We start from the raw sequence: 25916 nt of genomic DNA, 5'->3' as shown, positions 1-25916 counted from the left end.
TTCTGGGAGGTTACACGATGAATTTCGGGATCATCGCGCCAATTGTAGGTATACTAGCACTTATTTTTGCGTACATGCAAGCACAAAAAATCAATAAGGTTTCAGCAGGAAATGAGCGAATGAAGGAAATTTCTTCATACATACAAGAAGGAGCTATGGCTTTTCTTAAAAGACAGTACCGCTCATTATTTATTTTTGCGATCATACTATTTGTTGTAGTATCAGTGGGCATAGATTACAGAACGGGAATCAGTTTTGTTATCGGGGCTCTTTTTTCAGCTTTAGCAGGCTTCTTCGGAATGAAGGTTGCCACTAAGGCGAATGTAAGAACTGCCAACGCCGCAATGGAAAGCGGAATGAATAAAGCTCTATCAGTTGCCTTTTCGGGTGGCGCTGTTATGGGTATGTCGGTTGTAGGTCTTGGCCTTTTAGGTCTTGGTATCCTTACACAGATTTTTCAATTTGATATTCAGTACATCACAGGTTTCAGTTTAGGTGCGTCTTCAATCGCACTATTCGGTCGTGTTGGTGGCGGTATCTATACAAAAGCTGCCGATGTCGGTGCAGACCTTGTCGGTAAGGTAGAAGCAGGAATTCCAGAAGATGATCCACGTAACCCAGCGGTTATCGCAGATAACGTAGGGGACAACGTAGGTGATGTCGCTGGAATGGGTGCTGACCTTTTTGAATCGTATGTAGGTTCGATTGTTGCAGCTGTAACACTTGCGACTGCTGGTTTTAAGCTTGGTAATTTACCGGAAGGCGCTATGATCTTCCCGTTCATGCTGTCTTCAGTAGGTATTCTTGCTTCAATCGTGGGTACGCTGTTTGTACGTGGTGACGAGAAATCGGATCCTCATAAAGCGCTTAAAATGAGTACATATGTGAGTTCTGGACTTGTTGTCATTGCAGCGTTCTTCTTAAGTAGAGAATTCTTAGGAAACCTTAGCGGTTTCTTCGCAGTAATCTCAGGTTTAGTCGCAGGTCTTGCAATTGCTTACTTTACAGAAGTATATACTTCTGGTGATTACAAATCGGTTAAAAAGATTGCAGAACAGTCTGTTACTGGTCCTGCAACTACAATCATAAGCGGTCTTGCAGTAGGTATGATCTCTACTGGAGCACCAATCATCATCATCAGTGCGGCTATCCTTGCTGCATATCAAGCTGCCGGTCTTTACGGTATCGCACTTTCAGCAGTAGGTATGTTATCCACTGCCGGTATTACGGTTGCGGTTGACGCATACGGTCCAATCGCGGATAACGCAGGCGGTATCGCAGAAATGTGTGAACTACCAAAAGGCGTTCGTGCCATCACAGATAAGCTGGATGCTGTCGGTAACACGACTGCGGCTATCGGTAAAGGATTTGCGATCGGTTCTGCAGCTCTTACAGCACTTGCACTATTTGCATCTTATTCACAAGCGGTCAAGCTTGAAGCGATTGATATTCTTAATCCACGAGTGGTTGTGGGTCTGTTTATCGGTGGTATGCTGCCGTTCATCTTCTCTGCACTTACGATGGAAGCTGTCGGTCGTGCGGCATTTGAAATGATCGAAGAAGTTCGTCGTCAATTTAGAGAAATTCCAGGTATCATGGAAGGTAAGGCAACTCCTGAGTATGCTAAATGTGTAGATATCTCTACAAAATCAGCGCTTAAGGAAATGCTGGTTCCTGGTGTGATGGCTGTTCTTGCTCCAATCGCGGTTGGTTTTGTCCTTGGTAAAGAAGCTCTAGGCGGCATGCTTGCCGGCGCACTTGTTACAGGTGTGCTAATGGCGATCTTCATGTCAAACGCAGGTGGCGCATGGGATAACGCTAAGAAATATATCGAAGAAGGTCACTTCGACGGTAAAGGTTCTGAAGCGCATAAGGCGTCAGTTGTCGGTGATACAGTAGGTGACCCGTTCAAAGACACATCTGGTCCATCTATCAATATCCTGATCAAATTGATGACGATCGTAGCACTTGTATTTGCTCCATTGTTCATGTAGTTGAAAAGACTTTTAAAGCTTAGCGATTAGCCTTTAGCGATTAGCAAAAACTTTAAAAATAGAAAGCTTGGATCTTCGGATTCAAGCTTTTTTTATGCAATAAAAAAGACCGGCTCAGCCGGTCTCAATTGATGGTTCGATTTCTATTCTTCGTCTTCGTGGTCTTCGCCCCAAAGTTCCATGAACACAGCGCCAACCTTGTTGTATTCCTCATCTGTTTCGATGCGGTCAAGTTGTACGTTTTCGCCGTCTTCAGTGTAGGCGTAGATGTAGACTTCTTCGCCGTTTTCAGGAAGTAGAGCGATGTACTCTTTGCCTTCAACATCGAAAGTGCCGATAACAGCGCAAGTCACGTCTTCGCCGTCTTCAGTCTGAAGCGTCAATGTCTCCATTTCGCCGTGGTCGTGTCCACAGCCGCAACCGTCGTCATCTCCACCGCAACATCCTTGGTCAGAAGTTCCGCCGCAGCACTCTTCGTTTTCGTGCTTGTGTTCTACTTTTGCCTCAGTATCGTGATCGTGGCCACAGCCACATTCATGTTTGCCCATAATAAGCCTCCTATTTGGTTTATATGTGTAGTTATTAAATGTCGCATTAAAATGCTATATCCATTATACATTGTTTTAACGTGAAAGTAATGTGAACTTTTTATGAATACTTGATTAATCAACATTAAATAGGCAATAAGAGGAATATAGCGTATGATAGAACTATATACATAAGAAAGAGATGGTGCACGATGAACATTACAAAAGACATGGTACTTAAAACCTTAGAAGACGCAGGCAAGCCCATCTTAGATGTGGATCTATATAGTGGATTCAACCTCGATAAAACGGATGGACCTGCATTTTTAGAACTGCTTGACTCGCTAGAACTTGAAGGCAAGGTCATTAAAACTAAAAAGGGAAAATACGCGCTTCCGATTCTGATGAACCTGGTGCTTGGCAAATTGGTCACGACACAAAAAGGTTTCGGTTTTGTCATTGCCGAAAATATGGATACAAAGGACATCTTCATCCCGGCAAGCGAGCTTAACGGAGGAATGAACGGCGACTTGGTCTACTGCAAGATCACAGGTAGTGAAAGTGAAGGCAAAAGAAAAGAAGGCGTGATCGTCAAGATCATCAGACATGCCAACGAGCAAATCGTCGGTACCTTCGACAGCAATGAGACTTTCGGATTTGTCATCCCCGATGACAAGAAGCTGTCGATGGATATCTATATTCCATATAGAGGATTCGGCGGTGCCAAAAAAGGTCAGAAGGTGGTTGTTAAAATTACAAAGTGGCCCGAAGGCAGAAGAAACCCTGAAGGTGTGGTCACAGAAGTGCTTGGATTCATCACCGACAAAGGCGTCGATGTGCTTTCTGTCATCAAGAAATTCCAGCTGCCTGAAGAATTCCCTAGAAAAGTGCAGCGTTCTGCGGAGCGTGTGCCAGAAGAAGTCGAACTTGAAGCGATGGAAGGAAGAAGGGATTTGCGCGGTGAGACGATTGTCACCATCGACGGGGCAGATGCCAAGGACCTTGATGACGCTGTCCATGTGAAAAAACTCGAAAACGGCAATTATGTGCTGGGTGTGCATATAGCAGACGTCACGCACTATGTCAACGAAGGCAGCAAGCTCGATGTCGAAGCGCTTAAGCGCGGTACGAGCGTCTATCTGATCGACCGGGTCATACCCATGCTTCCTAGAACGCTGTCAAACGGAATCTGCAGCTTGAATCCTAAAGTGAACAGATTGACCTTGTCCTGTGAGATGGAAATCAGCCCTCAAGGCAAAGTAGTCAAACAAGAAATCTATGAATCCGTGATCAAGACCACTGAAAGAATGACTTATACGGATGTGAGCGATATCCTAGAGAATGTAGACCGCCCAGAACTTAAGCAATATGAGGAACTGGTTCCGACATTCAATCATATGCAAGACCTGTGCAAGATACTCAGACAAAGACGTGAAACCCGCGGGGCCATAGACTTTGATTTCCCAGAACCTCGAATCATATTAGATGAGGAAGGCACTCCGATAGAGATCGTCCAGCGGGAACGCCGAATCGCAAACCGGATTATCGAGGAGTTCATGCTTATCGCAAATGAAACCGTCGCAGAATATATCTTCTGGCTCGAATACCCCTTTGTCTACAGAATACATGAAGATCCCGATCCTGAACGTATTGTGACCTTCAACAAGTTCCTGCACAATTTCGGGTATGAGCTTAAAATGCAAGAAGACGAGCTTCATCCAAAAACCGTGCAGCAGCTGCTTGAATCTGTACAAGGGAAAAAGGAAGAGCATATCATCAACAAGCTGATGCTCAGATCGCTTAAGCAAGCCAGGTATTCGCCGGTCAACGAAGGACACTTCGGACTTGCAGCGGAGTATTACTGCCACTTCACCTCGCCTATCAGAAGGTATCCAGATCTGCAGATCCACAGGATCATCAAAGAGGCGATCAAAGGTAAACTGACAGCACAAAGAATCAGTCAGTTGATCCCAATCGTTGATTATGCGGCCAAACAGTCTTCAGAACGGGAACGTGTCGCGGAACAGGCGGAGCGTGAAACAGACGACATGAAAAAAGCGGAGTTCATGCTACCCTTTATCGGTCATACCTTCAATGGAATCATTTCATCTGTCACAAGCTTCGGTATCTTTACAGAGCTAGACAACACCATCGAAGGACTCACAAGAGTCAGCATGCTCGAAGACGACTACTACCTATACGATGAGGAAAACATGCGCATGATAGGAGAACGTACCAAAAAGACGTACTCGATAGGCGATCCTGTAGAAGTAAGGGTGGACAAGGTAGATGTGGGACTTCGTGAAATCGACTTCTATATACTACGAAAACTTGATTAATTAGTGACGTATTAAGTAAAACGTGAGTAGTTGGCCTTTTTAGGGGTCAACTACTTTTTTTAGATAAGATACTCTATTTACCACATCAAAGTTTTAAGGTACACTACCACTAGAGCCTAAAAAAAGGAGAATCTATGAAAAAACTAATCGCGCTTGATCTTGATGGCACACTGCTTAAAAGTGACCATACCATCGGAGAAAAAACAAAACATATACTGAATCAGCTATATAACGACGGACACCATATCACTATCGCTACAGGCAGAATTCTTCAGTCAGCGACTGTGATACCTCAAATGCTTGGTTTTCCATGCCATTTGGTGGCCTGCAACGGAGCAGTCGTCTTCCACAGGGAGAACCGACCGGTCAAAAGCCACACCTTCAGCTATGAGCTTGTCAAAGAGATCATCAGCATCATGCATGAAGAGGGCATCTATTTTCACCTGTACACAGAAGATACCATCTACTGCAACCGCATAGAGCATACCGCAAAGGCCTTTGAGAGGTCGCTTACAGAAAGTGAGCACAGCCATGTGAAGGGTGTATTTGTCATCGACAGCGCAGAGGAGCTTTTAGCGAAGCGCCCGAACATCTTTAAGTTCGGCATCTATCAGGATGGAACCTATGACTTTAACAAGGTCAGAGCTCGCTTTGACGCACTTGAGGGCATTGAAACGGTGTTTTCCAACACCAATCTCTTGGATCTCATGATTGACGGCGTCTCAAAGTGGTCCGGCATCGACGAACTCGCAAAATCACTGGGAGTCGAAAATGAGAATGTGATCGTCTTCGGAGACAACGAGAACGACCTTCAGATGATCAGAGGCGCTGGGGTCGGCGTGGTGATGGGCAATGCGAAAGAAAGCATCAAAGCCCATGCCAACCATATTACAACAAGCAATGACGAAGATGGGATCTATACATTTTTGACCGGCTACCTGCAAGGAGAATAAAATGGAACGTTCACTTGATCAGATTAGAAAAGACATCGACAAGGGAAACGCAAAGTGGATTCAGGCGTGGAAAAACCAGGATTCAGTAGCGTTATCAAACGCCTTTCATCCAAACGGAGCGATCCTCACAGATGGCGGCGCAATGATGCACGGCAGAAAAGAGATCGCTGAGGGGATCGGCCAGACCATGAAAAGAATCGGTAGGGCGGTCTTTACCATTGAAACAATCGATGTGTACCATGTAGACGGTGATATCTACGAAAAGGGGAAATACACATTGACGACAGAACATACGGAAGATTCATCCGGCAATTTTGTGGTCGTATGGAAGTACGGCGAAGACGGTGAGTTGTATTTTTACAGGGACATAGGCATCTAGGTCATTCAAAAGGGGATAAAGGGGTATTTAATGGACGTTTCATCTAAAAAGCCGTCGCTTAGGGCGGCATATGGCATGTTGTTCTTCTCGGCCACAGGCTGGGCGATCAGTACGATAGTAATGAAGCTTTTTATCGACGAGCTACCGGCGTTTCATCTCATGCTGGGTCGATTCGCACTCGCGGCACTCATGTTCGGAATCATCAAAAGAAAAAGCATAAAAATGACCAGAAAGCTCGCTTTTCACGGAACCTATCTCGGGTTCTTCCTGTTCCTTGCTTACTATTTCGCAGTGATCTCATTGAGCTACACCACCGCGTCAAAGTCAGGCTTCCTGGTGGCGTTATCCGTACTTTGGGTTCCGCTTGTGCAGCTGGTGTTTAAAAGGCAAAAGCCAAACAAATGGGTGGTGCTCTCAGTAACCACTTCGCTGATCGGCCTATACTGGATCAGCGGCCTAGACGGACTTGGATTCAACAGCGGCGATGCCATGGCGATAGGGTGCTCTGTGGCCTACACGGCCTACATCATGCTCATTGACAAGTACACGCTTGAAATGAACGAAGACCAGATGACCTTTGTCATCCTCCTGGTGGTAGCGATATTCTCATTGATTTCGACCCTGATATTCGAAGGACTCGACCTTAAGATACTCATCGACGGATGGTTGCCTATCCTTGTCATCAGCGTATTCGGATCAAGCCTGTCTACCTACTTTCAAACCAGAGCCCAACAGGTGGCTTCTCCAGAAAGCGTAGGGATCATCATGCTAGGCGAACCGCTCCTAACCCTTCTGATGGCAATCTTCATTTTAAAGGAATCGGTGACGACCATGGGACTGATCGGTGGAAGTCTACTGCTTGTATCACTCGTGATAGCAGTCGTAAAAAAGGTCTGACGATAGACGTCCATAATAAAACAATCCAGTTACAAAACGGCTGAAAATATTGATTTTAGAGGGTTTGTGTGTTAGAATTTAGCATGAAAAGAAAGTAGATAAAAGGTGAATGACATGGCGATTGGCAAACTGCTTGCTAACAATAAAAAAGCATACCACGACTTCTATATCGAAGACACCATAGAAGCGGGCATCGTTTTAACCGGTACCGAAGTGAAGTCTTTTCGTGCAGGGAAAGTTAGCGTAAAGGAATCCTACGCCGAAATCAAAAACGGAGAAGTCTGGATAAAAGGCATGCATGTGGCGCCATACGAATTCGGCAACCGCATGAATCCCGACCCTCTGAGAGTCAGAAAGCTTTTACTGCATAACAGGGAAATCAAGAAGTTGATGAACCTGACTTCTCAAAAAGGATACACGATCGTGCCTCTGCGTGTCTACATCAACACAGAAGGAAGAATGAAAGTGGAACTCGGCATAGCGCGTGGTAAGAAAATGCACGACAAACGCGATGCCATGTCCAAACGCGATTCAGATATGAGATTGAAACGCGAGATCAAGAACCGTAATCAAGATTAAAGAAGTAAACCTTTAAGATCAAATGCTATTTCGCTCTTCGAGCGACTCTTCTACATTGAACAAAAAACGTTCAATTGGCCAGAGGGGCGCATTTAAAGGATAAATAATGCGCATGATAATGCGTATTGTTCATCCTTTAAATGGGGGTGCACTGGTTTCGACGGGGATGTTGAGCATAAGTAAGCGAGCCGTGTTTTTTGAATCTGGGGTACACGTAAAAGAACTGGGTTCATAATTTAAACGCTAAAAATAATTACGCTTTCGCAGCTTAATTAAGCTGCAGTCCGCCTTCTCGTTATAGGACCTGGTCACTGTCTCCTGAGAAGTGCCGACTCACACAACCTTTACAGTGAACAAAGCTGGCGCTCGTCTCGACGCCAGGGGGTAACTCAGAGACTTGCTCCTACACTCTGCTAGTCACGGAGTTAGTGTAGGAGGACAATTTATACGTGAATGCGCTCGGAGAAAGCTTATGTATTGCATGTTCGGACGTGGGTTCGATTCCCACCACTTCCACCAAATAAGGTAGAGCCTTGATATATCAAGGTTTCTATTTTTTTTTGTACTAATTCCCCACATTTTTCCCACATGAGTATTATTACAGAGCTTTTTAAATCAAAAGTTACTGTATTATCTAAAGATTGTTTCTAATTGTTTTATAGCATCGTCCTTTGATTTTTTATCAACGTGGGTGTAAACTCTTGCAGTTGTTTCTATGTTTGAATGTCCCATCAAAGTAGCAGCAGTTTTAATTGGAACATTCTTTTCAGCGAGTATAGTACAAAAGGTATGACGTAGTCCATGAAAATTTACTACGGTATCTATTTTTAGTTTCCTTTGAGTTTTCTTCCATCTATCATTAAGATGATCGCCTCTTAGAGGGGTACACATGTTTGAAGTAAATAGAAAATTAGAAGTTTTAAATGCAATTCCTAGATTAATGTGTTTTTCTTTTTCTGAAAGTATATGCGATTTAAGAGAAGTTATTAACTTTGAAGGTATCGGAAGTGATCTATTGCCAGCTTTCGTTTTAGGTGGACTAATTTGAATAATTGATCTCCTTTTACCGTGTTCATCTGTAACAGATACTCTTCCAAGTGTAGCTTTAATAGTTATAGTCCCTTCTTTAAAGTTAAGATCATCATGTGTTAAAGCACAAAGCTCACCTTCTCTAATTCCAGTCAGAAGTACAAAAACATAGATAAATAGAGACTTATCTGTAGCAAATGCATTTAATAGCTTAGTAACATTCTCTCGAGATAAATACTTTATATACTCCCTGGGCTCTACTTTTCGCAAGTTAACGTTATCTAAGGGGTTATAGGTGATTAGTCTTTCTTTTATACAATACTTAATAAAGGTGGAGAGTAAAAGATAAACCCTTCTAGCAGTGTCAGGACTTTTCATTTGGTTTATGTGCTTTTGTATTTCTATGCTCTTTAGATTGATTAGCCTAGTATTGTAAAAATTTGAAGGTTTAATCCAGTGTCGATGTATTGTTTCATATCGGTTGTATGTGCTTAATGCAAGGGTTGGCTTGTGTACATAAAGAAGCCAACTTTCAAATAATTCTCCAAATGAAACTTTATCATAATCAGGATCAAGCCCTTTGTTTATTCCTTCTAAATACTGATCTCGCTTAGCATGAGCTTCTTTTTTTGACTTACCTAAAAATTCCTTCCTAATACGTTTGCCTTTCACATCAAAACCTATTGTTGCTGTTACACGATAATAGTTAATTCCATTTTTTGTGTAGTTAGTTTTTTTAGCCATAATACATCACCTTTCAGGTTAATTTGATGCATCAGAGACAGAAAAATGCTATAATTGACGTGTAATCTAGGCTTCTGAGTCTTTGATGCTCATAGTCTGTGAAACGCCTCTAATGCGCTACATTAGGGGTTTTTTGATGATTTGTTTACTATTTTCTTTGTGATCTTAAAAAATCAGCATATTCTATTACTTTATTGATTTCGTCTTCAGTTAGATCATTATAAATCCTATTGAATTTTGCATTCACTTTTAGACCATCATTTTTGTTATAAGTCAATGTCTTGATATATTCAAGAGATACGTCATAAAATGAAGCAATGTCATACAAATGTTCATTTTCAATTTCAACTGAATTATTTTCATATTGCTCATATACTCTTGCTTCAATATTCAATGAGCTTGCTATAAATTGAATACTATAACCAGATTCCTCACGCAATTCTTTCAATCTTTTTCCAGTTGTAGTTCCAAACAATCCTAAATCAATATTAAGTAACTCTAAACCTTGTAATTTATCTGGTGTTGTCGAAAGCGCTTCTGCAAAGTGTCTGAGTTTAGTTTGATTCACATCTGTTAACCCTTTTTCAATTTTATTGATTGATGAACGGGATTTGTATCCAAGTCTATTCGCCAATTCCTCCTGTGATATACTAAGTTCTTCACGCCGTTTCTTAATTTGCTCTCCTATTGGTTTTCCTAATATCAAATTATCACCTCCTATAAGAACAATATATCATCAAAAGAAAAAAAATCAACAAAAACAATATATTTTGAAAAATTTTGTTGAAATTAAATCGACGCGATGTTATTGTTGAAGTGTAGAATATAATTCAACCTTTAAAGGAGGACTGTCATGGCTGATTCAAAAAAGTTGCGTGAACATATTCTTAAATCAGGGCTTAAATACAAGTATATAGCTCAAAAACTTGGAATTACGTCGGCTGGGCTTAAACTAAAGATCGACAATGTCAATGAGTTTAAGATTAATGAAGTTAACATGCTTTGCATTATTCTTGGAATTGATGATCTAAATATTAAAGAAGATATTTTTTTTGATAGCGTGTTGAATTCAATTCAACACAAGTGGTGATCATATGGCTAAATGGATGTCACTCTCCGCTTATAAGAAAGAAACTCAACTTAGCAAAGAAAGCATCTTAAAATTGATTGATGTCGGCGAGTTAATAGCAGTAAAAACGGAAGGGGGTCACGTAAGAATCAAAGTAGATGAGAACCCTGAATTAAATAATCTAAGGCAGGAGTTGGATGAAGTACATGGTCTAATTAAGGGTCTATGCAATCACTTGGGTTTAAAAAGGAGTTAAGTGAGGTGAGTAATGAAAGGTTACATATATGATTGGCGTAAAGAATTAGACTCAGCGATATGGTTGATGGAACCGATGTATCATAGGATATGGCAGTATCTCAAGTATAGGGCTAATCATTCTAAAGCCCAGATACCAAATCCAGATGCTACAACCGCAACGATATTACCTGGTCAAGTTGTGACATCTCTAAGAAAAATTTCATATGGGGTGGGGTACTACCAAGGAAAATTGAAAAAAGAACCAAATGTAAAAACGGTGAGAAAAATTTTGTCGTGGCTAGAGAATGTAAATATGATAACTGTAAAAAGTAACAGTTGGGGAACAGTTATAACAATTAATAATTGGGAGTTGTATCAAAAAAACATGGTGAAAGGTAACACGAAGTCTACAGAAGAGAAACAGTTGCTGGATACTAATAATAAATGTAAAAGTAATGATAATGAATGTATAATCAATTCTTTCATTGAGAGTGATAATATTGAGAAAATAATTGATGACCCTAAAAGTATCTCCAATCAAATCGCAAAAGAATTTATTTCTTTAATCCTTAGGAATAACCCAAATGCAAGAGTTCCAAAAAAGGGAAGCAAGCAATTTGAAAACTGGACGACTGAAATAGAGAAATTGCATAGAATTGACAAAAGAGAGTGGGATGAAATCAGCAAGGTACTCAAATTCAGCCAGTCAGATAATTTTTGGTCTACAGTCATTCTCAACCCTAGTAAATTAAGAAATCAATATGATCAATTGTGGTTGAGGATGTTGAAACCGAATGAGAAGATGGGTGCCGAAAGTAAATTGAGTCGATTAAAACGGGATATCAACAATCCAAGGAGTGAGTTAAATAGGTTTTTAAATGAAGAGGAGGAATTTGATGAATAAATCGGAATTTGCATGGCAAATGGGAAAACTCGAAACATTCTATCCAAGTTTTAATGTGACCGATGACAAAGATACATTGAAAACATGGTATAGTATTTTTGAATTTGAAGATGCGGAATTATTTTCTGAAGCAGTTGGACATTTTATTACAACATCAAAGTACAATCCAAGTGTAGCAGGATTAAGAGAAGCAATGATTGATGTAGCTAGTCCTAATCTACCAAGTGTTGATGACGAATTTGAAAAGATAAAAAAAATAATTACTATTCAAGCAGGTAGTGATGAACGAAGAACGTTATATAAATCCTTACACAATATTACAAGAAAAGCACTTGAGTCTATTGGTGGTATTGAAGGGGTAAGGAAAGCGCCTGACTATGGTAAGGCTAAGCAAAACTTTTGTATAGCTTTCAATCGGTTAGTAAATGAGCCAGCTCTGCGTGCTTTAAAGTCAAAAAGTATAACAGAAGAAATTAAGCGAAATGTTCTAATGATTGGTACTAAATCATCTGAGCTATCATGAGGAATTTGTTCATGTGAAATAATAATGGGGGAGGTAGTGGTGAGGAAAAAAGAGAATCTAACTGTAAAAGAGGAACTATTTGTTCAAGAATTAATAAATGGCTCCTCGCAAAGACAAGCCTATAAAGATGCTGGATATAAAACTGATACCATGGATGATGAATTAATCGACAAGAAAGCGTCAGAAGTTTTCAATCGAGCACATGTCAAAGAAAGGTATGATGCTTACAGAAATAGAGTTATTAAAGAGGCTGAGGATGACTGTATAATTACTGCTAAGGAAGTATTACAAGAGCTTAAAAGCATTGCTATGGATGATATCAATAATTATGTTTCCTATCAAACAGTTTTAATAAAAGTGGGTGAAACTAAAGATGGAGAGTGTATTTATGAGCAAAGGACAGTTGTTCAGTTAAATGATTTAGAAAATATCGATACAAAGAATATTAAGGAACTCAAGGTACTAAAAGACGGAAGAATATTCCTGAAGCTGTACCCAAGAGATGATGCTCTAGAGAAGTTAGGACGGCATTTGAAGCTATTTGTTGATAGAATTGAAGCCACTGTTGATAGTGAACTTATTGTTAGATTAGAAGGCGATTTAGAGGAATGGAGTCATTAATTTAAAGTGAGTTTTATTCATTGAATAGTATCTATAGTTTTTAGAAAATTGTATATCAACAACAAGCCTTCTACTGTAAGTTGAACTTTTGTAGAGGGCTTTTATATTTTTTGCTATATAAATCGATTATTTAGGCAATTAATTATACTAATCGAGTAAAAATATGGATAGTAGCGTGCTTTAATGTGTATAATATTAGTAGTGCTTAAAACGAAGCAAATACCCCAAAATAGGTCTTGTATAATCATAGTAAGTTATCAATATAAATGATTAAGTGAGGAAAAGCCAATGAAGACAAATTTCATATTTCTAAAAGAAAAATGGCCAACATTAGCAACTCTTGGTCAATTATCTGAAAAAAACATTTATCAAGATCCCAACACCTCGTTGATTAAGTTGGGGATGTTTGGTGAACTTTTAGTTGATTTTATGTATGCCTATGATGACCTTGAAACGCCATTTGAAAATACACAAGTGAATAAACTTAAGGTATTAAAGCAGAATGATCTACTACCTTACGAGATTGATAATATTTTACATACGCTTAGAAAATCAAGAAACAAAGCAGCACATGAAAACTATAGTGTTGTTAATGATGCAATGGTAAACAATAGTCTTGCCTATAAACTGGCAGTATGGTTTATGAAAATATATGGAGACTGGCAGTTCGAAGAAGTTGCTTATATAGAGCCAGTAGATCAAAAGGATAAGGATCTAACAGAACTTTTAAAAGCGGAAACAAAGCTCTTGTCAGATGAATATGACTTAAGAGTAAATGCTCTAGAACTTGAACTTAAACGATTTAGAAAAGAGTATGACTCAACTAAAGTAGATGAACGTAAAGAAAAATCAAGAAAAGTAGCTTCACTCATTAAATTAAATGAAAAAGAAACACGTAAAATAATTGATGAACAACTGCGAATGAGTGGCTGGGAAGTGGACTCTAGTGAGTTAACCTATTCCAAAGGAACAAGACCAGATAAACGAAAGAATTTAGCCATATCCGAATGGCCAACTGATGCTGTTGGTTCAAGAACTAAAGGCAGAGCGGATTATGCACTTTTTGTAAAAGAAGACTTTGTAGGCATCATTGAAGCTAAAAGAGGAAGTAAAGACATTCCTTCAGATATTCAACAAGCTAAGCAATATGCAGCTGCAATTAAAGAAGAACACAGTGAATATGTCATTAATAATTGGAACGATAATAAAGTGCCTTTTATCTTTGCAACCAATGGCAGAAAGTATTTAAAACAAATTGAAGAAAAATCAGGTGTATGGTTTTTAGATGTTAGAAAATCAACCAATCATCCTAAAGCACTCCAATCATGGCACTCACCAGAGGGTCTAATGAACTTGCTCTCTAGTGATATTGACGATGCCCATCACAAGCTAAAAGAAGAACCCTATCAATACTTACAAGATCCAAAAGGCTTAGGTCTTAGAGATTATCAAATAGACGCCATTAAAAGTGTTGAAGCAAGTATTGAAGCAGGTCAAGAGTCAATCTTAATTTCAATGGCTACTGGTACGGGAAAAACAAGAACAACCATTGGATTAGTCTATAGACTGATTAAAAGTGACCGTTTTAGAAGGGTCTTGTTTCTTGTCGATCGCTCATCACTTGGTGAACAAGCAGAAGATGCTTTTAAAGATAGTGTGATTGAAGACCTTCAAACCTTTAATAGAATATATGATGTAAAAGTACTTGGAGAAAAAACTCCTGAACTCACAACTAAACTTCATATATCTACAGTGCAAGGCATGGTAAGAAGAATTCTGTTTTCTGAAGATGAAGTACCAGCAATAGATACCTATGATTGCATCGTGGTTGATGAAGCGCACAGAGGTTACATCCTAGATAAAGAAATGGGTGATGTTGAACTTGAATACAGAAATCAAGATGACTACATCAGTAAATATAGAGCAGTCATTGAATACTTTGATGCTGTAAAAATTGCGTTAACTGCGACACCAGCCTTACATACAACTTCAATATTTGGTCAACCCGTGTACAATTACTCTTACAGAGAAGCTGTAATAGATGGGTACTTAGTGGATCATGAACCACCTCATCAAATTACAACTGAATTAAGTGATAATGGCATAAGTTATAAACAAGGCGATGTTGTGCCAATTTATGACCCAATCACCAATGAAATTATTAACAGTGCTGAAATTCCAGATGACATTAATATTGAAGTGGAACAATTTAATAAGAAAGTCATCAATGAAAATTTTAACAGAGTAGTACTTGATGAAATCACTGACTATATAAGCCCTGAAGGACCTGATAAGACATTAATCTTTGCAGCGACAGATTTACATGCAGACATGATTGTAAGGCTTCTAAAAGAGATATACGAGGCTAAAGGTTATCTTATAGAAGATGATTCTATCATGAAAATCACAGGTTCAGTTACCGATCCACTTGAAGCAATAAAACGCTATAAAAATGAAGTGAATCCAGTAATTGCTGTAACGGTTGATTTATTAACAACGGGCATCGATGTGCCTAGAATCAGTAACTTAGTCTTCATGAGACGAGTTAGATCTAGAATTCTATATGAACAAATGTTAGGAAGAGCAACAAGATTATGTGATGACATTGGTAAAACACATTTTAATATCTACGATGCTGTAAAACTATATGAAGGACTTGAAAAAGTAACCAATATGAAACCAGTAGTTGCATCAGCTTCCGTATCCTTTGAGGATTTAGTTGCAGAACTTAATCAGTTAGAAAATGAAACACAGAAGAAACGCCATATCGATGCAATAGTCGCAAAGCTTCAAAGAAAAAAGAGAACATTAAGCGGTGAACACTTAGAACTCTTTAAAAGTTATACAGGTGGTCTTGAACCAGATGAGTTCATAAAAACTATCAGAAACGGTGAACTAAGTAAAGCGGTTGATATGCTTACAAACAGTAAGGAACTGCTCATCTTCCTTGATAAAAAGATATACAATCCAAGACAAATCATCTACTCAGATCATGAAGATGAACTAACAGGACATGAAAGAGGGTACGGCGTAGCTGAAAAACCTGAAGACTATATGCACGAATTTGCTAAGTTCATCAAAGAAAACATGAATAAAATTCCTGCACTTGAAATAGTATGCCAAAGACCGCAAGAACTCACTAGAGCATCGCTCAAGTCACTCAGATTAGAACTAACAAAACATGGTTTTACTGAAGCAAACTTAAATACAGCTCATAATTCAATGAAAAACGAAGATATTGCGGCAGATATCATTAGCTTTATCAGGCAACATGCTCTTGGTGATGCCCTTGTTAATCATGATGATCGTATTAGAAATGCCATGAAGAAGGTAAAACAACTTCAGCAGTGGAAACCAAATCAATTCAAATGGATTGAAAGAATTGAAAAGCAATTGTTAAAGGAATATATCATCGACAAAGAATCCTTTGGAGATGCACCATTTAGTAATGATGGTGGCTATGATAGAATCAATAAGCAACTTAATAACCGATTAGATGAAATATTAGTCGTATTAAATGAAAATCTATATAACAACAGGGAGACTGCATAAAAATGAATACTCAAGAAATCGTAAGCAAACTATGGAACCTATGTAACGTACTAAGAGATGATGGAATCACATATCATCAGTATGTGACTGAACTTACCTATATTCTATTTTTAAAAATGTCAAAAGAACGTGGTGAAAAAGTAGAAAGTAACATACCAGAAGAATACAGATGGGATAAACTCATAGCAAAAGACGGAATTGAACTTAAGAACTTTTACCGTCAATTACTACTCGACTTAGGTACAAAAGGCAGTGGTAGGATCAAAGAGATCTATACCAATGCAAATTCAAATATAGATGAACCTAAAAACCTAGAAAAGATAGTAAAATCTATCGATCAGCTAGATTGGTACAATGCCAAAGAAGAAGGTCTAGGTAATCTTTATGAAGGCTTACTAGAAAAGAACGCCAACGAAAAGAAATCAGGCGCGGGACAATATTTCACACCAAGACCACTCATTAACGTGATGGTTGAATTAATTGATCCTAAACCAGGCGAAAAATGTAATGACCCTGCTGCAGGCACCTTCGGCTTTATGATTGCTGCTGATAGTTATATAAAACATAAAACAGATAATCATTATGACCTAAGTGAAAAAAAAGCTAACTTCCAAAGAGTAGAAGCTTTTACTGGTTGTGAACTTGTGCAAGAAACACATAGACTAGCACTGATGAATGCCATGTTACATGACATCGAAAGTGACTTAGCTTTAGGTGATACCTTGTCGAGTCTTGGAACAAAATTTAAAGATTTTGACGTTGTGCTAACTAACCCACCATTTGGAACAAAACAAGGTGGAGAACGTGCATCACGTGATGACTTAACATTCTTAACATCAAATAAGCAGTTAAATTTCTTGCAACACATTTATAGATCGCTAAAAAAAGATGGCAATGCAAGAGCGGCTGTTGTACTACCAGATAACGTATTATTCCAAGATGGTGACGGTAATAAAATACGTGAAGACTTAATGGACAAGTGTAACCTTCACACGATTTTAAGACTTCCTACAGGTATATTCTATGCACAGGGCGTAAAAACAAACGTCTTATTCTTTGAGCGTGGAAAAACAGAAAAAGGTAATACAAAAGAAGTTTGGTTCTATGACCTTCGAACTAATATGGAGAACTTCGGTAAAAGAACTCCGCTTACTGAAAAACATTTTGATGCATTTAAAGAAGCTTATTTAGCTGAGGATAGAACAAAGGTTGATGACGAACGCTTTAACGTATTTAAAGTAGAAGACATACTAGCTAAAAAGTCGCTTGATTTAGGACTTATTAAGGATGACTCATTAACAGAATATGATGATCTTCCAGATCCAATAGAAAGTGCTGAAGAAGCAGCAGCAAAGCTTGAAGAAGCAGCAGATCTCCTAATGAGTGTTGTTAAAGAATTAAGACACTTGGGGGGGAGTAGGTAAGTGATGAAAAAACATGAAAATAATAACACCACTACTAACGAATCTAGACACCTAGAATCATTTAAGCTACCAGATAATTGGGTGTATACAAGTATAAAAAGTTTAGTTAAAGAAATGAGATCAAAGAAGCCTAATGATCTCAATTTAGAATATTTTAAATATATAGATATAGATGCTGTTGACAATAAAGCGCATAGTATTAGGTTATATAAAAATCTCGAAACCGCAGATGCGCCAAGTCGAGCAAGTAGGGAAATTAGGAAAGATGATGTAATATTTTCGCTAGTTAGACCATATTTAGAAAATATTGCATATGTTGTAGATGACTTTGATGATATCATCGCTTCCACTGGATTTTATGTTCTTAGGTCAAATGGAAGTTGTATACCTCGTTATATTTACTATTATCTATTGAGTGATTCGTTCATTAACAATACCATGAGTTATATGAAAGGGGACAATTCACCATCAATAAGAAAAAGTGAATTTGAATCTTTGCTGGTAGCATTACCTCCAATACAAGAACAACAACGCATAGTCAACCGCATCGAATCCCTATTCGAAAAAATTGACAAAGCCCAAGAATTAATCGAAGAAGCTCGTGAAGGCTTTGAAAAACGCAAAGAAGCAATCCTAGCCAAAGCATTTCGTGGGGAGTTGACGGCTAAGTGGCGGGAAGAGAATGGAGTAAAATTAGATAGTTGGAATCATGTCCAATTAGATGAAGTATGTCTGAAAATAACAGATGGAACCCATCAAACTCCTCAATATTCAGAACAAGGATTTAAGTTTTTATCTGCAAAGAACATTAAAAATGGAAGAATAGATTGGGATAATATAAAATTTATACCCCAAGAATTGCATGAAAAATTATATGGCAGATTAGCACCAACACGTGGAGATGTTTTATTATCTAAAAATGGTTCAACAGGAAAGGCAGCAATTGTAGATGTAGATGAAGTTTTTGATATTTATGTAAGTTTGGCTCTTTTGCGACCTAGTGAAAAGATTGTACCTGAGTATTTGTTGTTGGTGGTTAATAGTCCTATGTGCTATGCTCAATTTTGCAAACATTTGACAGGTATTGGAGTACCTAACTTACACTTAAGAGATATTCGAAAAACAATGATACAGTTACCATCGACAGAAGAACAAAAGGCAATAGTTTCGATATTGAAAGCACTTTTAAATGAGGAAGAATACATCGCTGATTTAACGAACCAAGGTAGTAATATGGAATTGTTGAAAAAATCCGTCTTAGCCAAAGCATTCCGAGGTGAACTTGGAACAAATGATCCAACTGAAGAATCAGCAATCAATTTACTAAATGAGATTTTGGCAAACAAAAGTAAAAAGTGAATAATTGAAGGAGATGTTATGGAATACAAACATTTTGGCTATGATTTTATTGAACGAACCACAGAACTAATTAAATCAACAGCGTCAATTTATGAAAAGTATGATGTAACTTACCTTCTAAATTGCTGTTTTGGATTGATTACCATTCCAAGAGAAACTATGATCAAACAGATTCCCAAAATAGATTTAAAAACAGCTCAATTTGGAGAAATCAATGTTGAAAAGATATCAAAATCTTAAATTTGGGATAGATCAACAAATAAATATGTTGATGATTATTCATTGAGCAATCTAGTGAAGCATCTTAGAAATGGCATATCGCATGGCAACAAAAAATAAGCATTAACAACATATGGACAAATTGAATCATTAGAAATCATTAATCAATTTAACGATGAAACTAACTATGAAATTGAATTAAAAGAGATCGAATTATAATGATTTGAGTATCTGTAACAGAAAAATTTTTAGTTATTGGAGGAGCATATATGAGCTATCGCATAGGGTCACTTAATCTGTTGAAAAGCTATAGAACAGAGGAACAAGGTCGAGAGTTTTATGGGTTTATATATGATTTGATTGCAGATGAAGGGCTTGATATTATTGCTTTTCAAGAAGCTAAAAATAGAATAGTGATTGATGGTATTTTAAGAAACCTTCCTTCATATTGGACAGGTACTCACGTATATGGAAGTGAATTTTCGTTTATATGGAATTCTAATAGAATAGTAGAATGCTCAAGGAATAGTGAACCAAGAATATATAGTGATTATAGATCCTCAGATCGTATGAAAAGAGATCCATTGTATGGTAGATTTTCTCCGAGGTATCTTGATTCGAGTAATGAATTTCGCTTGATAAATATTCATGTTGAGCATGGAGGAAACGATTCGCTTGATAGTATTATACGACGAAAAAAGGAATGTGAACTTGCCAAAGGTGTTATTCATCAAAAGATAGATACGCATCGTTATGGTAATTTTAAACGAGCATTTACAGCTATTCTTGGTGATTATAATATTGATAGCGCGTTGTGTAATTCTATTGAACCACAGAATATCCATACTTTTCAAGATGAGAAAACAACACTAAAGAAAAGTGACCCTGGCTATGCAAGTAATTATGATCATTTTAGTTTCAATGTTCTAAAGAATAGTAGTGTTCCATATACTATTTCACGGATTGATGCTGTTAATCATTACTTTTTTGGTGACTATAAAAAATATAGGGAAAATGTATCTGATCATGTTCCAGTTAAAATTGAAGTGTTTTAGGAGGGATTATTATGGAAAATTCTGATTTTGTTACACCATTGTCGAATAATGAAAAGCAAAAGGTTGCGTATGCACTCAATCTCTGCGCAGTTTCGATTGCTCAAATTATTGATAGCAAGGATATAATTGTTTTGAAGCAAGAACGTGAGGCAATACTTAGTAATCTTAATTTGCAAAATTATGTTAAACATCCAGCATTACTAGATGTTTTAAAGCAAATCCTTGATACAATTACTTACCTTGAAATTCAAGCCGGTGACATGAGTTTCATTGAAAAGGAGTATCAGCACAAACTCAAAAATGCAATTTGGTCTGCAGTACCGAGTCCAGGTGTCTTATTTGCAGGTGGGGATCCTTTGACATTAGTTATTGCTGTTTCAGCACAAATTGGAACGGGATATATGAACTATCGAAGAAATAAAAGTGAGTATTTACTTGACAAAGAACGTAGCGAGTGGGAGTTAAAGCGACATGAACTGGAACAATTATACGGATTGCGTTCACAATTGTTTGAAACAGCATGGAAATTGTCATTGGACTATAATTTTGATGATAAATACCGTTTAACTCAAAAGCAATTATCTCGCTTTAGCGAGGCTCTTTTGGAGCCAGATCATATAAAAAGATATGAACGTCTAGATGTTATGTCCGACAAATTTCATGCATTTCCTCCATTTTGGTATTATAAGGGCAACGCAGCGATGGAAGTTTACAGAAGCGAGATAAGTAGTGTTATTTCTTATGATTATAAAGAACATGCAATTAATTCATATAATAACTTCCACACAGGTAATTTTGAGTTTTTGCGTGAAGATATAATAGCTGCATCATGTTGTATAGAACACATATCTTTGCTTGCTCCTAATGATGTTCTTGTACCACAATTACTTGAGAGAGCGTTGAGATATGCTGGTGAAAATTATGATCTACTTCAACAAAGTATTTTTGTTAATCTTAGTTTAGGAAATTTAGATGATGTAATACTTCCGCTAAGAGAAATGATAGCGAATGACTATAATGTTGGACTAAATGCTATTCTATTGAGTAGAATATACTTTGCACAGACTAAAAAAAATGAATATGAGAAACTGGCTTTAATTGCAGGTGTTGATAATGTATTACCATGGTCTAACAATACAGATGAATCAGAGAAATTACTAGTTGATAAGAGAAAATTAGAGCTTTCAGATGAGTATCTAGCTATGGCAAGACTAATATCGCAAAGACTCAAAACTAAAAAGAAAACATCAGATAACAAACAGATGTATGAAGAGTTTAAAGAGATATCAAAGCATGTGTTAAAATACTCTGGAAATCATAATGAAGTACAAAAACTTTTCGATTTAGCTGAAAGAAAACTAAATATAGCAATTGTTAATTCTGATGACGATCAAATTGATGTTTTTTTTGAGTCAACTAAAGAGGTGAGCAAGGAAATACTAAAAGTTGATTTTCATTTACGAATTTCTGAGGAAATGCCAAAAATTATTGATAAAATGAATCATATTGTCAAACTTTGAATGGTGAGAATCGACTAAAATAATGGAGGTACTCTAAATGCAGAATAAATTGATTATTGTAATCGTACATAAATCTGTTTCTAGCTATGCTAAAAAACTAGGAGAATTAATTGAAGAACGAGATGTCTCAGTCTCATTTATGACAATAAAAGAATACATGAAAATAATTCCACAAACCTATTCGGACCTAGATGAAGTCAAGTGTATTTTTCTTGGGACAACCTTGAAGGGTGAATCAGGTATGCCGAGTATTACTTCTTGGACGTATGATCGATTTGCATGTCGTATTGGGTTCAAGGGAAATAAATGTGTTATTTTTGCACGTGATAACGAATTACAATACAATGAATACAAAGAGTTTAAAGATTATTGCAAAAGTATGAATCTCGATCATCCAGATGTAGTAGTTCCTTCCGAGAACTTAGTTCTAGAAAATGCAGAAGCATTAAAAAACTTTATTGGTATAAAGAATAACAAATCCATAAATAAGGCGCAATATAGTACTCTATTGTACGAGTTTAATGGAAAATTTTATGATATGTTCCTCAACAGTGAAGATGAAGCTGAGAATAATGAAGCAGATTGTCATTCTGAAGAAGATTTAAAGAAGAACCTAAAATATTTAAAAAGTCTGGCATTAGCTAATATAACCTTAAAGCAAGCTGTTTTATGTCATGGAGTTATTCACTCAGCTGCAGTTGCATGTTATACAATAGGTTTTATACCTATCCCATTAGTTGATACAGTTCCAATGACAGCAACACAAGTTACAATGATAATTAGTTTGGGGAAGATTTTTAACAATAAACTCACAAAATCTGACGCTCAAGTAATTCTTAAGACCGCAAGTGCTGCACTTGCAGGAAGAGCACTTACAAAAAATGTACTTAAATTCATACCAGGTATTGGTTGGACAATCAATGGCACAATTGCAGGTACTATAACTGAAATCCTTGGCTGGACTGTTGCAAATGAATTTGCAGAAAAAAACAATTAGCATAGATTGATTTGGTTTATATTTTATAATTAATGAATTTAACCTTTATGTTAATTATCTTAAAGATGCATATGACTCATGCAATGCTATTTTATGATAGCAAAGAGTGATGATTAATTTTTAATAAATAAAATAATGATGGATGCATTTTATAATCGCATTGGCCTTACTTACGAACACTAATCATCCTTTCAGTAACTTAAACTTGATTTAATACATTCGAATAACTAACACATTTATCAAAACTAGTCTATCTGACTAGTTTTGATAATGCTAAATCAACTTCAGTGAGAATAGTTACTCTATGTGTAATTATTTATATTGTAATTTTACTTGTTGTTGACTTTTATTTATTCGAATAAAATTTTAGCTTCCCACAATAATCCCACAGCAGAAATCAATTGAATAAGCATAATAATCATTTGATTTCAACAGAAGTTACCAATATGAATACTTTTGAAAGTATTCATATTGAATAAACTTCTATTAAGAGATTCCCACCATCTCCACCATAAAACAAAGAAAACACCATCAAATTTGATGGTGTTTTCTTTGTTTTATGGCGGAGATTTACTTCAAGCGAACTTACTGTGTTCGCGTCGCCCCACCGGCCAGTTAGCTTGTATTATAGGTAACGTAGAGGTGCCGCCGGAGGCCATCTCTTTCATTATGAACTGCATGCATTATCACTCAACAACTCCAGGAGGATAGAATGTTGTTGGGGGGAGTTAATCAACCGTTTTTTATAAGAAGTTTAGCAATGAGGAAGACACGATAGGAATAACCATTATTTCTTCTTAAAATAAGTACTTTTCACCCATTTTCTATTTAAAAATAAATGCGAACCAACAAGTGCGACCAGCGTCCACCCAAAGATCGGGTGAACAGGGTAATAGAGACCTTTTGATAGTAAAACAGGTCTGAAGAGAACAGATAGGATCAGTAATAAAAAATCAATAAATAGTACGGCATTTACTATCTTTAGCATTTTCATAATTCACTCCTTTTGTCTGGTCTTATACCCTTTGTCAATCTATAAACTCAAATCAACTTGACTTAAAACGAAACTTTTGGGGTATATAATGATCGGAGGTGATGAAAAAGATGAATCGAAAAACTCTAATTTTTATACTTTTGACGATACTTATATTAACAGCATGTTCTACTGATACAAACACTAAAGCCATAACTGAGGATACCACAAACAGCATGGCAAATGAGAATATGAAAACGATAAATGTCACAGCCTATCAGTTTTCGTATGAACCTTCAACCATTGAATTGAAATTAGGAGAACCTGTCAGACTGGTCCTAACGTCTTCAGATGTAGATCATGGCTTTTATGTGAAAGAGCTTGATATCAACGAAAAAGTTTCACCGACTAAAGAAACCATTGTTGAGTTCACACCCGATACATTAGGTGAGTTTAAAATCATATGCTCAGTTTATTGCGGTGGGGATCATAATGATATGGTTGGAATTGTTAGAGTAACAAACTGATAGTGGATTCATAAAAAGAGACTGGCTTTTTGCTGGTCTCTTTTACATAAGACTGTAGTGAATTTAGCGAGTTAATGCGGTTATGCTCTACATAGGACTAATTTCATGTTTTACTTCCATCAGGGAACGAAGTTTTTCATTTGAGGAAAATATTGTAACACGACCATTTGCACCTTAATAGAATGTACAACTAAACATAATCATGGATTCCCACCAAAAACGATAAAACAAACTGAACAAAACCAGGTTGTTTTTATGGATGTTTACTACAAGTGAATGTAGACTGTTCATCCGGCTTCACCGGTTTATGAATATAATCGTTGATTAAAGGTTAATTTAAAGGTGCCGCTGGAGGTGATACACCTTAAAAAACAAATGCCAAACTAATGTTACAATTTGCTTAAATATCGCCAGACATTAGTCTATTTTGGTAAACTTGTTATAGATAAATCAACATGTGGGCGAGCGGAACGGTATATTTTCAGGTTGTGTTAGCTTTATGTTTAAAAATAATGAAGGAAAACATATTATTAAGTGTATAAGTGATATGTCGTATATCACAGAATAGTAACTATAATGAAAAGTTATTTAGGAGGGCGACCATGCACTATAAGATAAAAGGATTCAACCAACTCACAACCAAGGAGCTATATGACATCTTGAAGTTGAGACAAGACGTCTTTATCTTGGAGCAAGCGTGTCTCTATCCAGATATCGATGGCAAGGATCAAGCATCTTACCACGTTTTAGGCTATATGCAAAAGGACTTGGTGGCCTATGCGAGAATTCTCCCGCCAGGCCTATCTTATCCTGAAACATCCATTGGCCGAGTAGTAACCGCGGCTTCTCAAAGGGGAAAAGGGCTTGGCTTAGGTCTTATGACAGCCTGTATCGATTACATAGATAGCGAGCTAAAGGAAAGCTCAATCAGAATTTCAGCCCAGGCCTACCTTATGGAATTTTACCAAAGCCTAGGCTTCAAACAAGTATCACAGGAGTACTTAGAAGACGATATTCCCCATATGGAAATGTTAAGAGGTGAATGATGAAATCTTATAGAAAAGAATTGTGGTTTAACATACCTAGAAGAAGAGGCTTTGCAAATATCACACCTGAACTAGAGAATGCACTGGAAGAGAGTGCTATACAAGAAGGTTTACTGCTGTGTAATGCCATGCATATCACAGCCAGTGTCTTTATTAACGACGACGAACCCGGCTTACATAGGGATTTTGAAAAATGGCTGGAAGGGCTAGCCCCAGAAAAACCCTATAGCCAGTATGACCACAACGGCTACGAAGACAACGGTGATGCCCACCTAAAAAGAACCATCATGGGAAGAGAAGTCGTTGTCGCCATAACTGAGGGAAAACTTGATTTGGGACCTTGGGAACAGATTTTTTACGGGGAGTTCGATGGCATGCGTAACAAAAGGGTATTGGTCAAGATTATTGGTGAGTAATTGAACCTCTCCTCATTTATTTTATTTATATTC

25 protein-coding genes and 1 other RNA gene are annotated in these 25916 nt (G+C 37.5%); 22 read left to right on the top strand and 4 right to left on the bottom strand.

The window, feature by feature from the left end; all coding sequences use genetic code 11:
- Nucleotides 1-17 precede the first annotated feature (17 nt).
- Complete coding sequence (locus DWB64_RS06795; protein ID WP_129487458.1) at nucleotides 18-1994, top strand: sodium-translocating pyrophosphatase; 1977 nt, start codon at nucleotides 18-20, stop codon at nucleotides 1992-1994.
- Nucleotides 1995-2137: 143 nt separating this feature from the next.
- Here the strand turns inward: DWB64_RS06795 and DWB64_RS06790 are convergent, their stop codons facing one another.
- Entirely contained in the window at nucleotides 2138-2542 is a 405-nt protein-coding gene (locus tag DWB64_RS06790) for a DUF1292 domain-containing protein (RefSeq protein WP_129487457.1), read from the bottom strand.
- A gap of 191 nt (nucleotides 2543-2733) precedes the next feature.
- Here DWB64_RS06790 and rnr point away from each other — a divergent pair, with 191 nt between their 5' ends.
- The 6 genes from rnr (at nucleotide 2734) to ssrA (ending at nucleotide 8187) form a co-directional block, all read left to right on the top strand.
- The gene (rnr, locus tag DWB64_RS06785) at nucleotides 2734-4860 is read left to right on the top strand and encodes a ribonuclease R (RefSeq protein ID WP_129487456.1); all 2127 of its coding nucleotides are present in this window, start codon (nucleotides 2734-2736) and stop codon (nucleotides 4858-4860) included.
- A 134-nt stretch (nucleotides 4861-4994) separates the two neighbouring features.
- Nucleotides 4995-5813 (top strand): HAD family hydrolase, encoded by an 819-nt coding sequence (locus DWB64_RS06780; protein WP_129487455.1) that lies wholly within the window; start codon nucleotides 4995-4997, stop codon nucleotides 5811-5813.
- A gap of 1 nt (nucleotide 5814) precedes the next feature.
- Nucleotides 5815-6192 carry a DUF4440 domain-containing protein gene (locus tag DWB64_RS06775; RefSeq protein WP_129487454.1) on the top strand — a complete coding sequence of 126 codons (378 nt, stop codon included), beginning with the start codon at nucleotides 5815-5817 and terminating at the stop codon, nucleotides 6190-6192.
- A 30-nt stretch (nucleotides 6193-6222) separates the two neighbouring features.
- Nucleotides 6223-7089 (top strand): DMT family transporter, encoded by an 867-nt coding sequence (locus DWB64_RS06770; RefSeq protein WP_129487453.1) that lies wholly within the window; start codon nucleotides 6223-6225, stop codon nucleotides 7087-7089.
- Between the two features lie 114 nt (nucleotides 7090-7203).
- A complete protein-coding gene (gene smpB, locus DWB64_RS06765) occupies nucleotides 7204-7668 on the top strand; it encodes an SsrA-binding protein SmpB (protein ID WP_129487452.1) in 465 nt (154 codons plus the stop codon).
- A 142-nt stretch (nucleotides 7669-7810) separates the two neighbouring features.
- Nucleotides 7811-8187: a transfer-messenger RNA gene (ssrA, locus tag DWB64_RS06760) on the top strand.
- A gap of 111 nt (nucleotides 8188-8298) precedes the next feature.
- On the opposite strand, the gene DWB64_RS06755 is transcribed toward ssrA, so the two are convergent.
- A complete protein-coding gene (locus DWB64_RS06755) occupies nucleotides 8299-9441 on the bottom strand; it encodes a site-specific integrase (RefSeq protein ID WP_129487451.1) in 1143 nt (380 codons plus the stop codon).
- Between the two features lie 148 nt (nucleotides 9442-9589).
- Nucleotides 9590-10147, bottom strand: a complete 558-nt coding sequence (locus DWB64_RS19230) for a helix-turn-helix domain-containing protein (protein ID WP_164980283.1) — start codon at nucleotides 10145-10147, stop codon at nucleotides 9590-9592.
- Nucleotides 10148-10294: 147 nt separating this feature from the next.
- On the opposite strand from DWB64_RS19230, the gene DWB64_RS06745 reads away from it, so the two are divergent.
- The 12 genes from DWB64_RS06745 to DWB64_RS06690 all read left to right on the top strand — a co-directional run bounded on the left by DWB64_RS06745 (nucleotide 10295) and on the right by DWB64_RS06690 (nucleotide 22921).
- A complete protein-coding gene (locus tag DWB64_RS06745) occupies nucleotides 10295-10531 on the top strand; it encodes a hypothetical protein (protein WP_129487450.1) in 237 nt (78 codons plus the stop codon).
- 4 nt (nucleotides 10532-10535) lie between these two features.
- Nucleotides 10536-10766 carry a hypothetical protein gene (locus DWB64_RS06740; protein ID WP_129487449.1) on the top strand — a complete coding sequence of 77 codons (231 nt, stop codon included), beginning with the start codon at nucleotides 10536-10538 and terminating at the stop codon, nucleotides 10764-10766.
- Nucleotides 10767-10778: 12 nt separating this feature from the next.
- Nucleotides 10779-11651, top strand: a complete 873-nt coding sequence (locus tag DWB64_RS06735; RefSeq protein ID WP_129487448.1) for a hypothetical protein — start codon at nucleotides 10779-10781, stop codon at nucleotides 11649-11651.
- The gene (locus DWB64_RS06730) at nucleotides 11644-12174 is read left to right on the top strand and encodes a replicative helicase loader/inhibitor (RefSeq protein ID WP_164980282.1); all 531 of its coding nucleotides are present in this window, start codon (nucleotides 11644-11646) and stop codon (nucleotides 12172-12174) included. The genes DWB64_RS06735 and DWB64_RS06730 overlap by 8 nt, the downstream gene beginning before the upstream one ends.
- A 39-nt stretch (nucleotides 12175-12213) precedes the next feature.
- Nucleotides 12214-12795 carry a terminase small subunit gene (locus DWB64_RS06725; RefSeq protein WP_164980281.1) on the top strand — a complete coding sequence of 194 codons (582 nt, stop codon included), beginning with the start codon at nucleotides 12214-12216 and terminating at the stop codon, nucleotides 12793-12795.
- Nucleotides 12796-13083: 288 nt separating this feature from the next.
- Nucleotides 13084-16347, top strand: coding sequence for a type I restriction-modification system endonuclease (gene hsdR / locus DWB64_RS06720; RefSeq protein WP_129487445.1), 3264 nt, complete (start codon nucleotides 13084-13086; stop codon nucleotides 16345-16347).
- A 2-nt stretch (nucleotides 16348-16349) separates the two neighbouring features.
- Nucleotides 16350-17771, top strand: coding sequence for an N-6 DNA methylase (locus DWB64_RS06715; protein WP_129487444.1), 1422 nt, complete (start codon nucleotides 16350-16352; stop codon nucleotides 17769-17771).
- Between the two features lie 3 nt (nucleotides 17772-17774).
- On the top strand, nucleotides 17775-19130 hold the full coding sequence (locus tag DWB64_RS06710) for a restriction endonuclease subunit S (protein WP_129487443.1): 1356 nt from the start codon (nucleotides 17775-17777) through the stop codon (nucleotides 19128-19130).
- Nucleotides 19131-19148: 18 nt separating this feature from the next.
- Nucleotides 19149-19370 (top strand): HEPN family nuclease, encoded by a 222-nt coding sequence (locus tag DWB64_RS06705; RefSeq protein ID WP_129487442.1) that lies wholly within the window; start codon nucleotides 19149-19151, stop codon nucleotides 19368-19370.
- Nucleotides 19371-19618: 248 nt separating this feature from the next.
- Nucleotides 19619-20404, top strand: coding sequence for a hypothetical protein (locus tag DWB64_RS06700; protein WP_129487441.1), 786 nt, complete (start codon nucleotides 19619-19621; stop codon nucleotides 20402-20404).
- Nucleotides 20405-20415: 11 nt separating this feature from the next.
- Complete coding sequence (locus tag DWB64_RS06695; RefSeq protein WP_129487440.1) at nucleotides 20416-21924, top strand: hypothetical protein; 1509 nt, start codon at nucleotides 20416-20418, stop codon at nucleotides 21922-21924.
- Between the two features lie 37 nt (nucleotides 21925-21961).
- On the top strand, nucleotides 21962-22921 hold the full coding sequence (locus tag DWB64_RS06690; RefSeq protein WP_129487439.1) for a YcjF family protein: 960 nt from the start codon (nucleotides 21962-21964) through the stop codon (nucleotides 22919-22921).
- Between the two features lie 787 nt (nucleotides 22922-23708).
- Here the strand turns inward: DWB64_RS06690 and DWB64_RS06685 are convergent.
- Nucleotides 23709-23915, bottom strand: a complete 207-nt coding sequence (locus DWB64_RS06685) for a hypothetical protein (RefSeq protein ID WP_129487438.1) — start codon at nucleotides 23913-23915, stop codon at nucleotides 23709-23711.
- 101 nt (nucleotides 23916-24016) lie between these two features.
- Between DWB64_RS06685 and DWB64_RS06680 the strand changes: the two genes are divergently transcribed.
- The 3 genes from DWB64_RS06680 (at nucleotide 24017) to DWB64_RS06670 (ending at nucleotide 25883) form a co-directional block, all read left to right on the top strand.
- Nucleotides 24017-24421, top strand: coding sequence for a cupredoxin domain-containing protein (locus DWB64_RS06680; RefSeq protein WP_129487437.1), 405 nt, complete (start codon nucleotides 24017-24019; stop codon nucleotides 24419-24421).
- A gap of 602 nt (nucleotides 24422-25023) precedes the next feature.
- On the top strand, nucleotides 25024-25467 hold the full coding sequence (locus DWB64_RS06675; protein ID WP_129487436.1) for a GNAT family N-acetyltransferase: 444 nt from the start codon (nucleotides 25024-25026) through the stop codon (nucleotides 25465-25467).
- Nucleotides 25467-25883: a secondary thiamine-phosphate synthase enzyme YjbQ gene (locus tag DWB64_RS06670; RefSeq protein WP_129487435.1), complete on the top strand. Its 417-nt coding sequence runs from the start codon at nucleotides 25467-25469 to the stop codon at nucleotides 25881-25883. Before DWB64_RS06675 ends, DWB64_RS06670 begins: the two co-directional genes overlap by 1 nt.
- Nucleotides 25884-25916 lie beyond the last annotated feature (33 nt).

It is taken from the genome of Fusibacter sp. A1 (genome assembly GCF_004125825.1).
Lineage (GTDB): Bacteria > Bacillota > Clostridia > Peptostreptococcales > Acidaminobacteraceae > QQWI01.
The sequence above is the reverse complement of the archived record's forward strand: the minus strand, read 5'-3'. Positions and strand labels throughout refer to the sequence as shown.

Bases quoted from the DNA above. Each gene is read 5' to 3' on its own strand.
- DWB64_RS06795 (WP_129487458.1), top strand. From the start codon at position 18: ATGAATTTCGGGATCATCGCGCCAATTGTAGGTATACTAGCACTTATT.
- DWB64_RS06790 (WP_129487457.1), bottom strand. From the start codon at position 2,542: ATGGGCAAACATGAATGTGGCTGTGGCCACGATCACGATACTGAGGCA.
- rnr (WP_129487456.1), top strand. From the start codon at position 2,734: ATGAACATTACAAAAGACATGGTACTTAAAACCTTAGAAGACGCAGGC.
- DWB64_RS06780 (WP_129487455.1), top strand. From the start codon at position 4,995: ATGAAAAAACTAATCGCGCTTGATCTTGATGGCACACTGCTTAAAAGT.
- DWB64_RS06775 (WP_129487454.1), top strand. From the start codon at position 5,815: ATGGAACGTTCACTTGATCAGATTAGAAAAGACATCGACAAGGGAAAC.
- DWB64_RS06770 (WP_129487453.1), top strand. From the start codon at position 6,223: ATGGACGTTTCATCTAAAAAGCCGTCGCTTAGGGCGGCATATGGCATG.
- smpB (WP_129487452.1), top strand. From the start codon at position 7,204: ATGGCGATTGGCAAACTGCTTGCTAACAATAAAAAAGCATACCACGAC.
- DWB64_RS06755 (WP_129487451.1), bottom strand. From the start codon at position 9,441: ATGGCTAAAAAAACTAACTACACAAAAAATGGAATTAACTATTATCGT.
- DWB64_RS06745 (WP_129487450.1), top strand. From the start codon at position 10,295: ATGGCTGATTCAAAAAAGTTGCGTGAACATATTCTTAAATCAGGGCTT.
- DWB64_RS06740 (WP_129487449.1), top strand. From the start codon at position 10,536: ATGGCTAAATGGATGTCACTCTCCGCTTATAAGAAAGAAACTCAACTT.
- DWB64_RS06735 (WP_129487448.1), top strand. From the start codon at position 10,779: ATGAAAGGTTACATATATGATTGGCGTAAAGAATTAGACTCAGCGATA.
- DWB64_RS06730 (WP_164980282.1), top strand. From the start codon at position 11,644: ATGAATAAATCGGAATTTGCATGGCAAATGGGAAAACTCGAAACATTC.
- hsdR (WP_129487445.1), top strand. From the start codon at position 13,084: ATGAAGACAAATTTCATATTTCTAAAAGAAAAATGGCCAACATTAGCA.
- DWB64_RS06715 (WP_129487444.1), top strand. From the start codon at position 16,350: ATGAATACTCAAGAAATCGTAAGCAAACTATGGAACCTATGTAACGTA.
- DWB64_RS06710 (WP_129487443.1), top strand. From the start codon at position 17,775: ATGAAAAAACATGAAAATAATAACACCACTACTAACGAATCTAGACAC.
- DWB64_RS06705 (WP_129487442.1), top strand. From the start codon at position 19,149: ATGGAATACAAACATTTTGGCTATGATTTTATTGAACGAACCACAGAA.
- DWB64_RS06700 (WP_129487441.1), top strand. From the start codon at position 19,619: ATGAGCTATCGCATAGGGTCACTTAATCTGTTGAAAAGCTATAGAACA.
- DWB64_RS06695 (WP_129487440.1), top strand. From the start codon at position 20,416: ATGGAAAATTCTGATTTTGTTACACCATTGTCGAATAATGAAAAGCAA.
- DWB64_RS06690 (WP_129487439.1), top strand. From the start codon at position 21,962: ATGCAGAATAAATTGATTATTGTAATCGTACATAAATCTGTTTCTAGC.
- DWB64_RS06685 (WP_129487438.1), bottom strand. From the start codon at position 23,915: ATGAAAATGCTAAAGATAGTAAATGCCGTACTATTTATTGATTTTTTA.
- DWB64_RS06680 (WP_129487437.1), top strand. From the start codon at position 24,017: ATGAAAAAGATGAATCGAAAAACTCTAATTTTTATACTTTTGACGATA.
- DWB64_RS06675 (WP_129487436.1), top strand. From the start codon at position 25,024: ATGCACTATAAGATAAAAGGATTCAACCAACTCACAACCAAGGAGCTA.
- DWB64_RS06670 (WP_129487435.1), top strand. From the start codon at position 25,467: ATGAAATCTTATAGAAAAGAATTGTGGTTTAACATACCTAGAAGAAGA.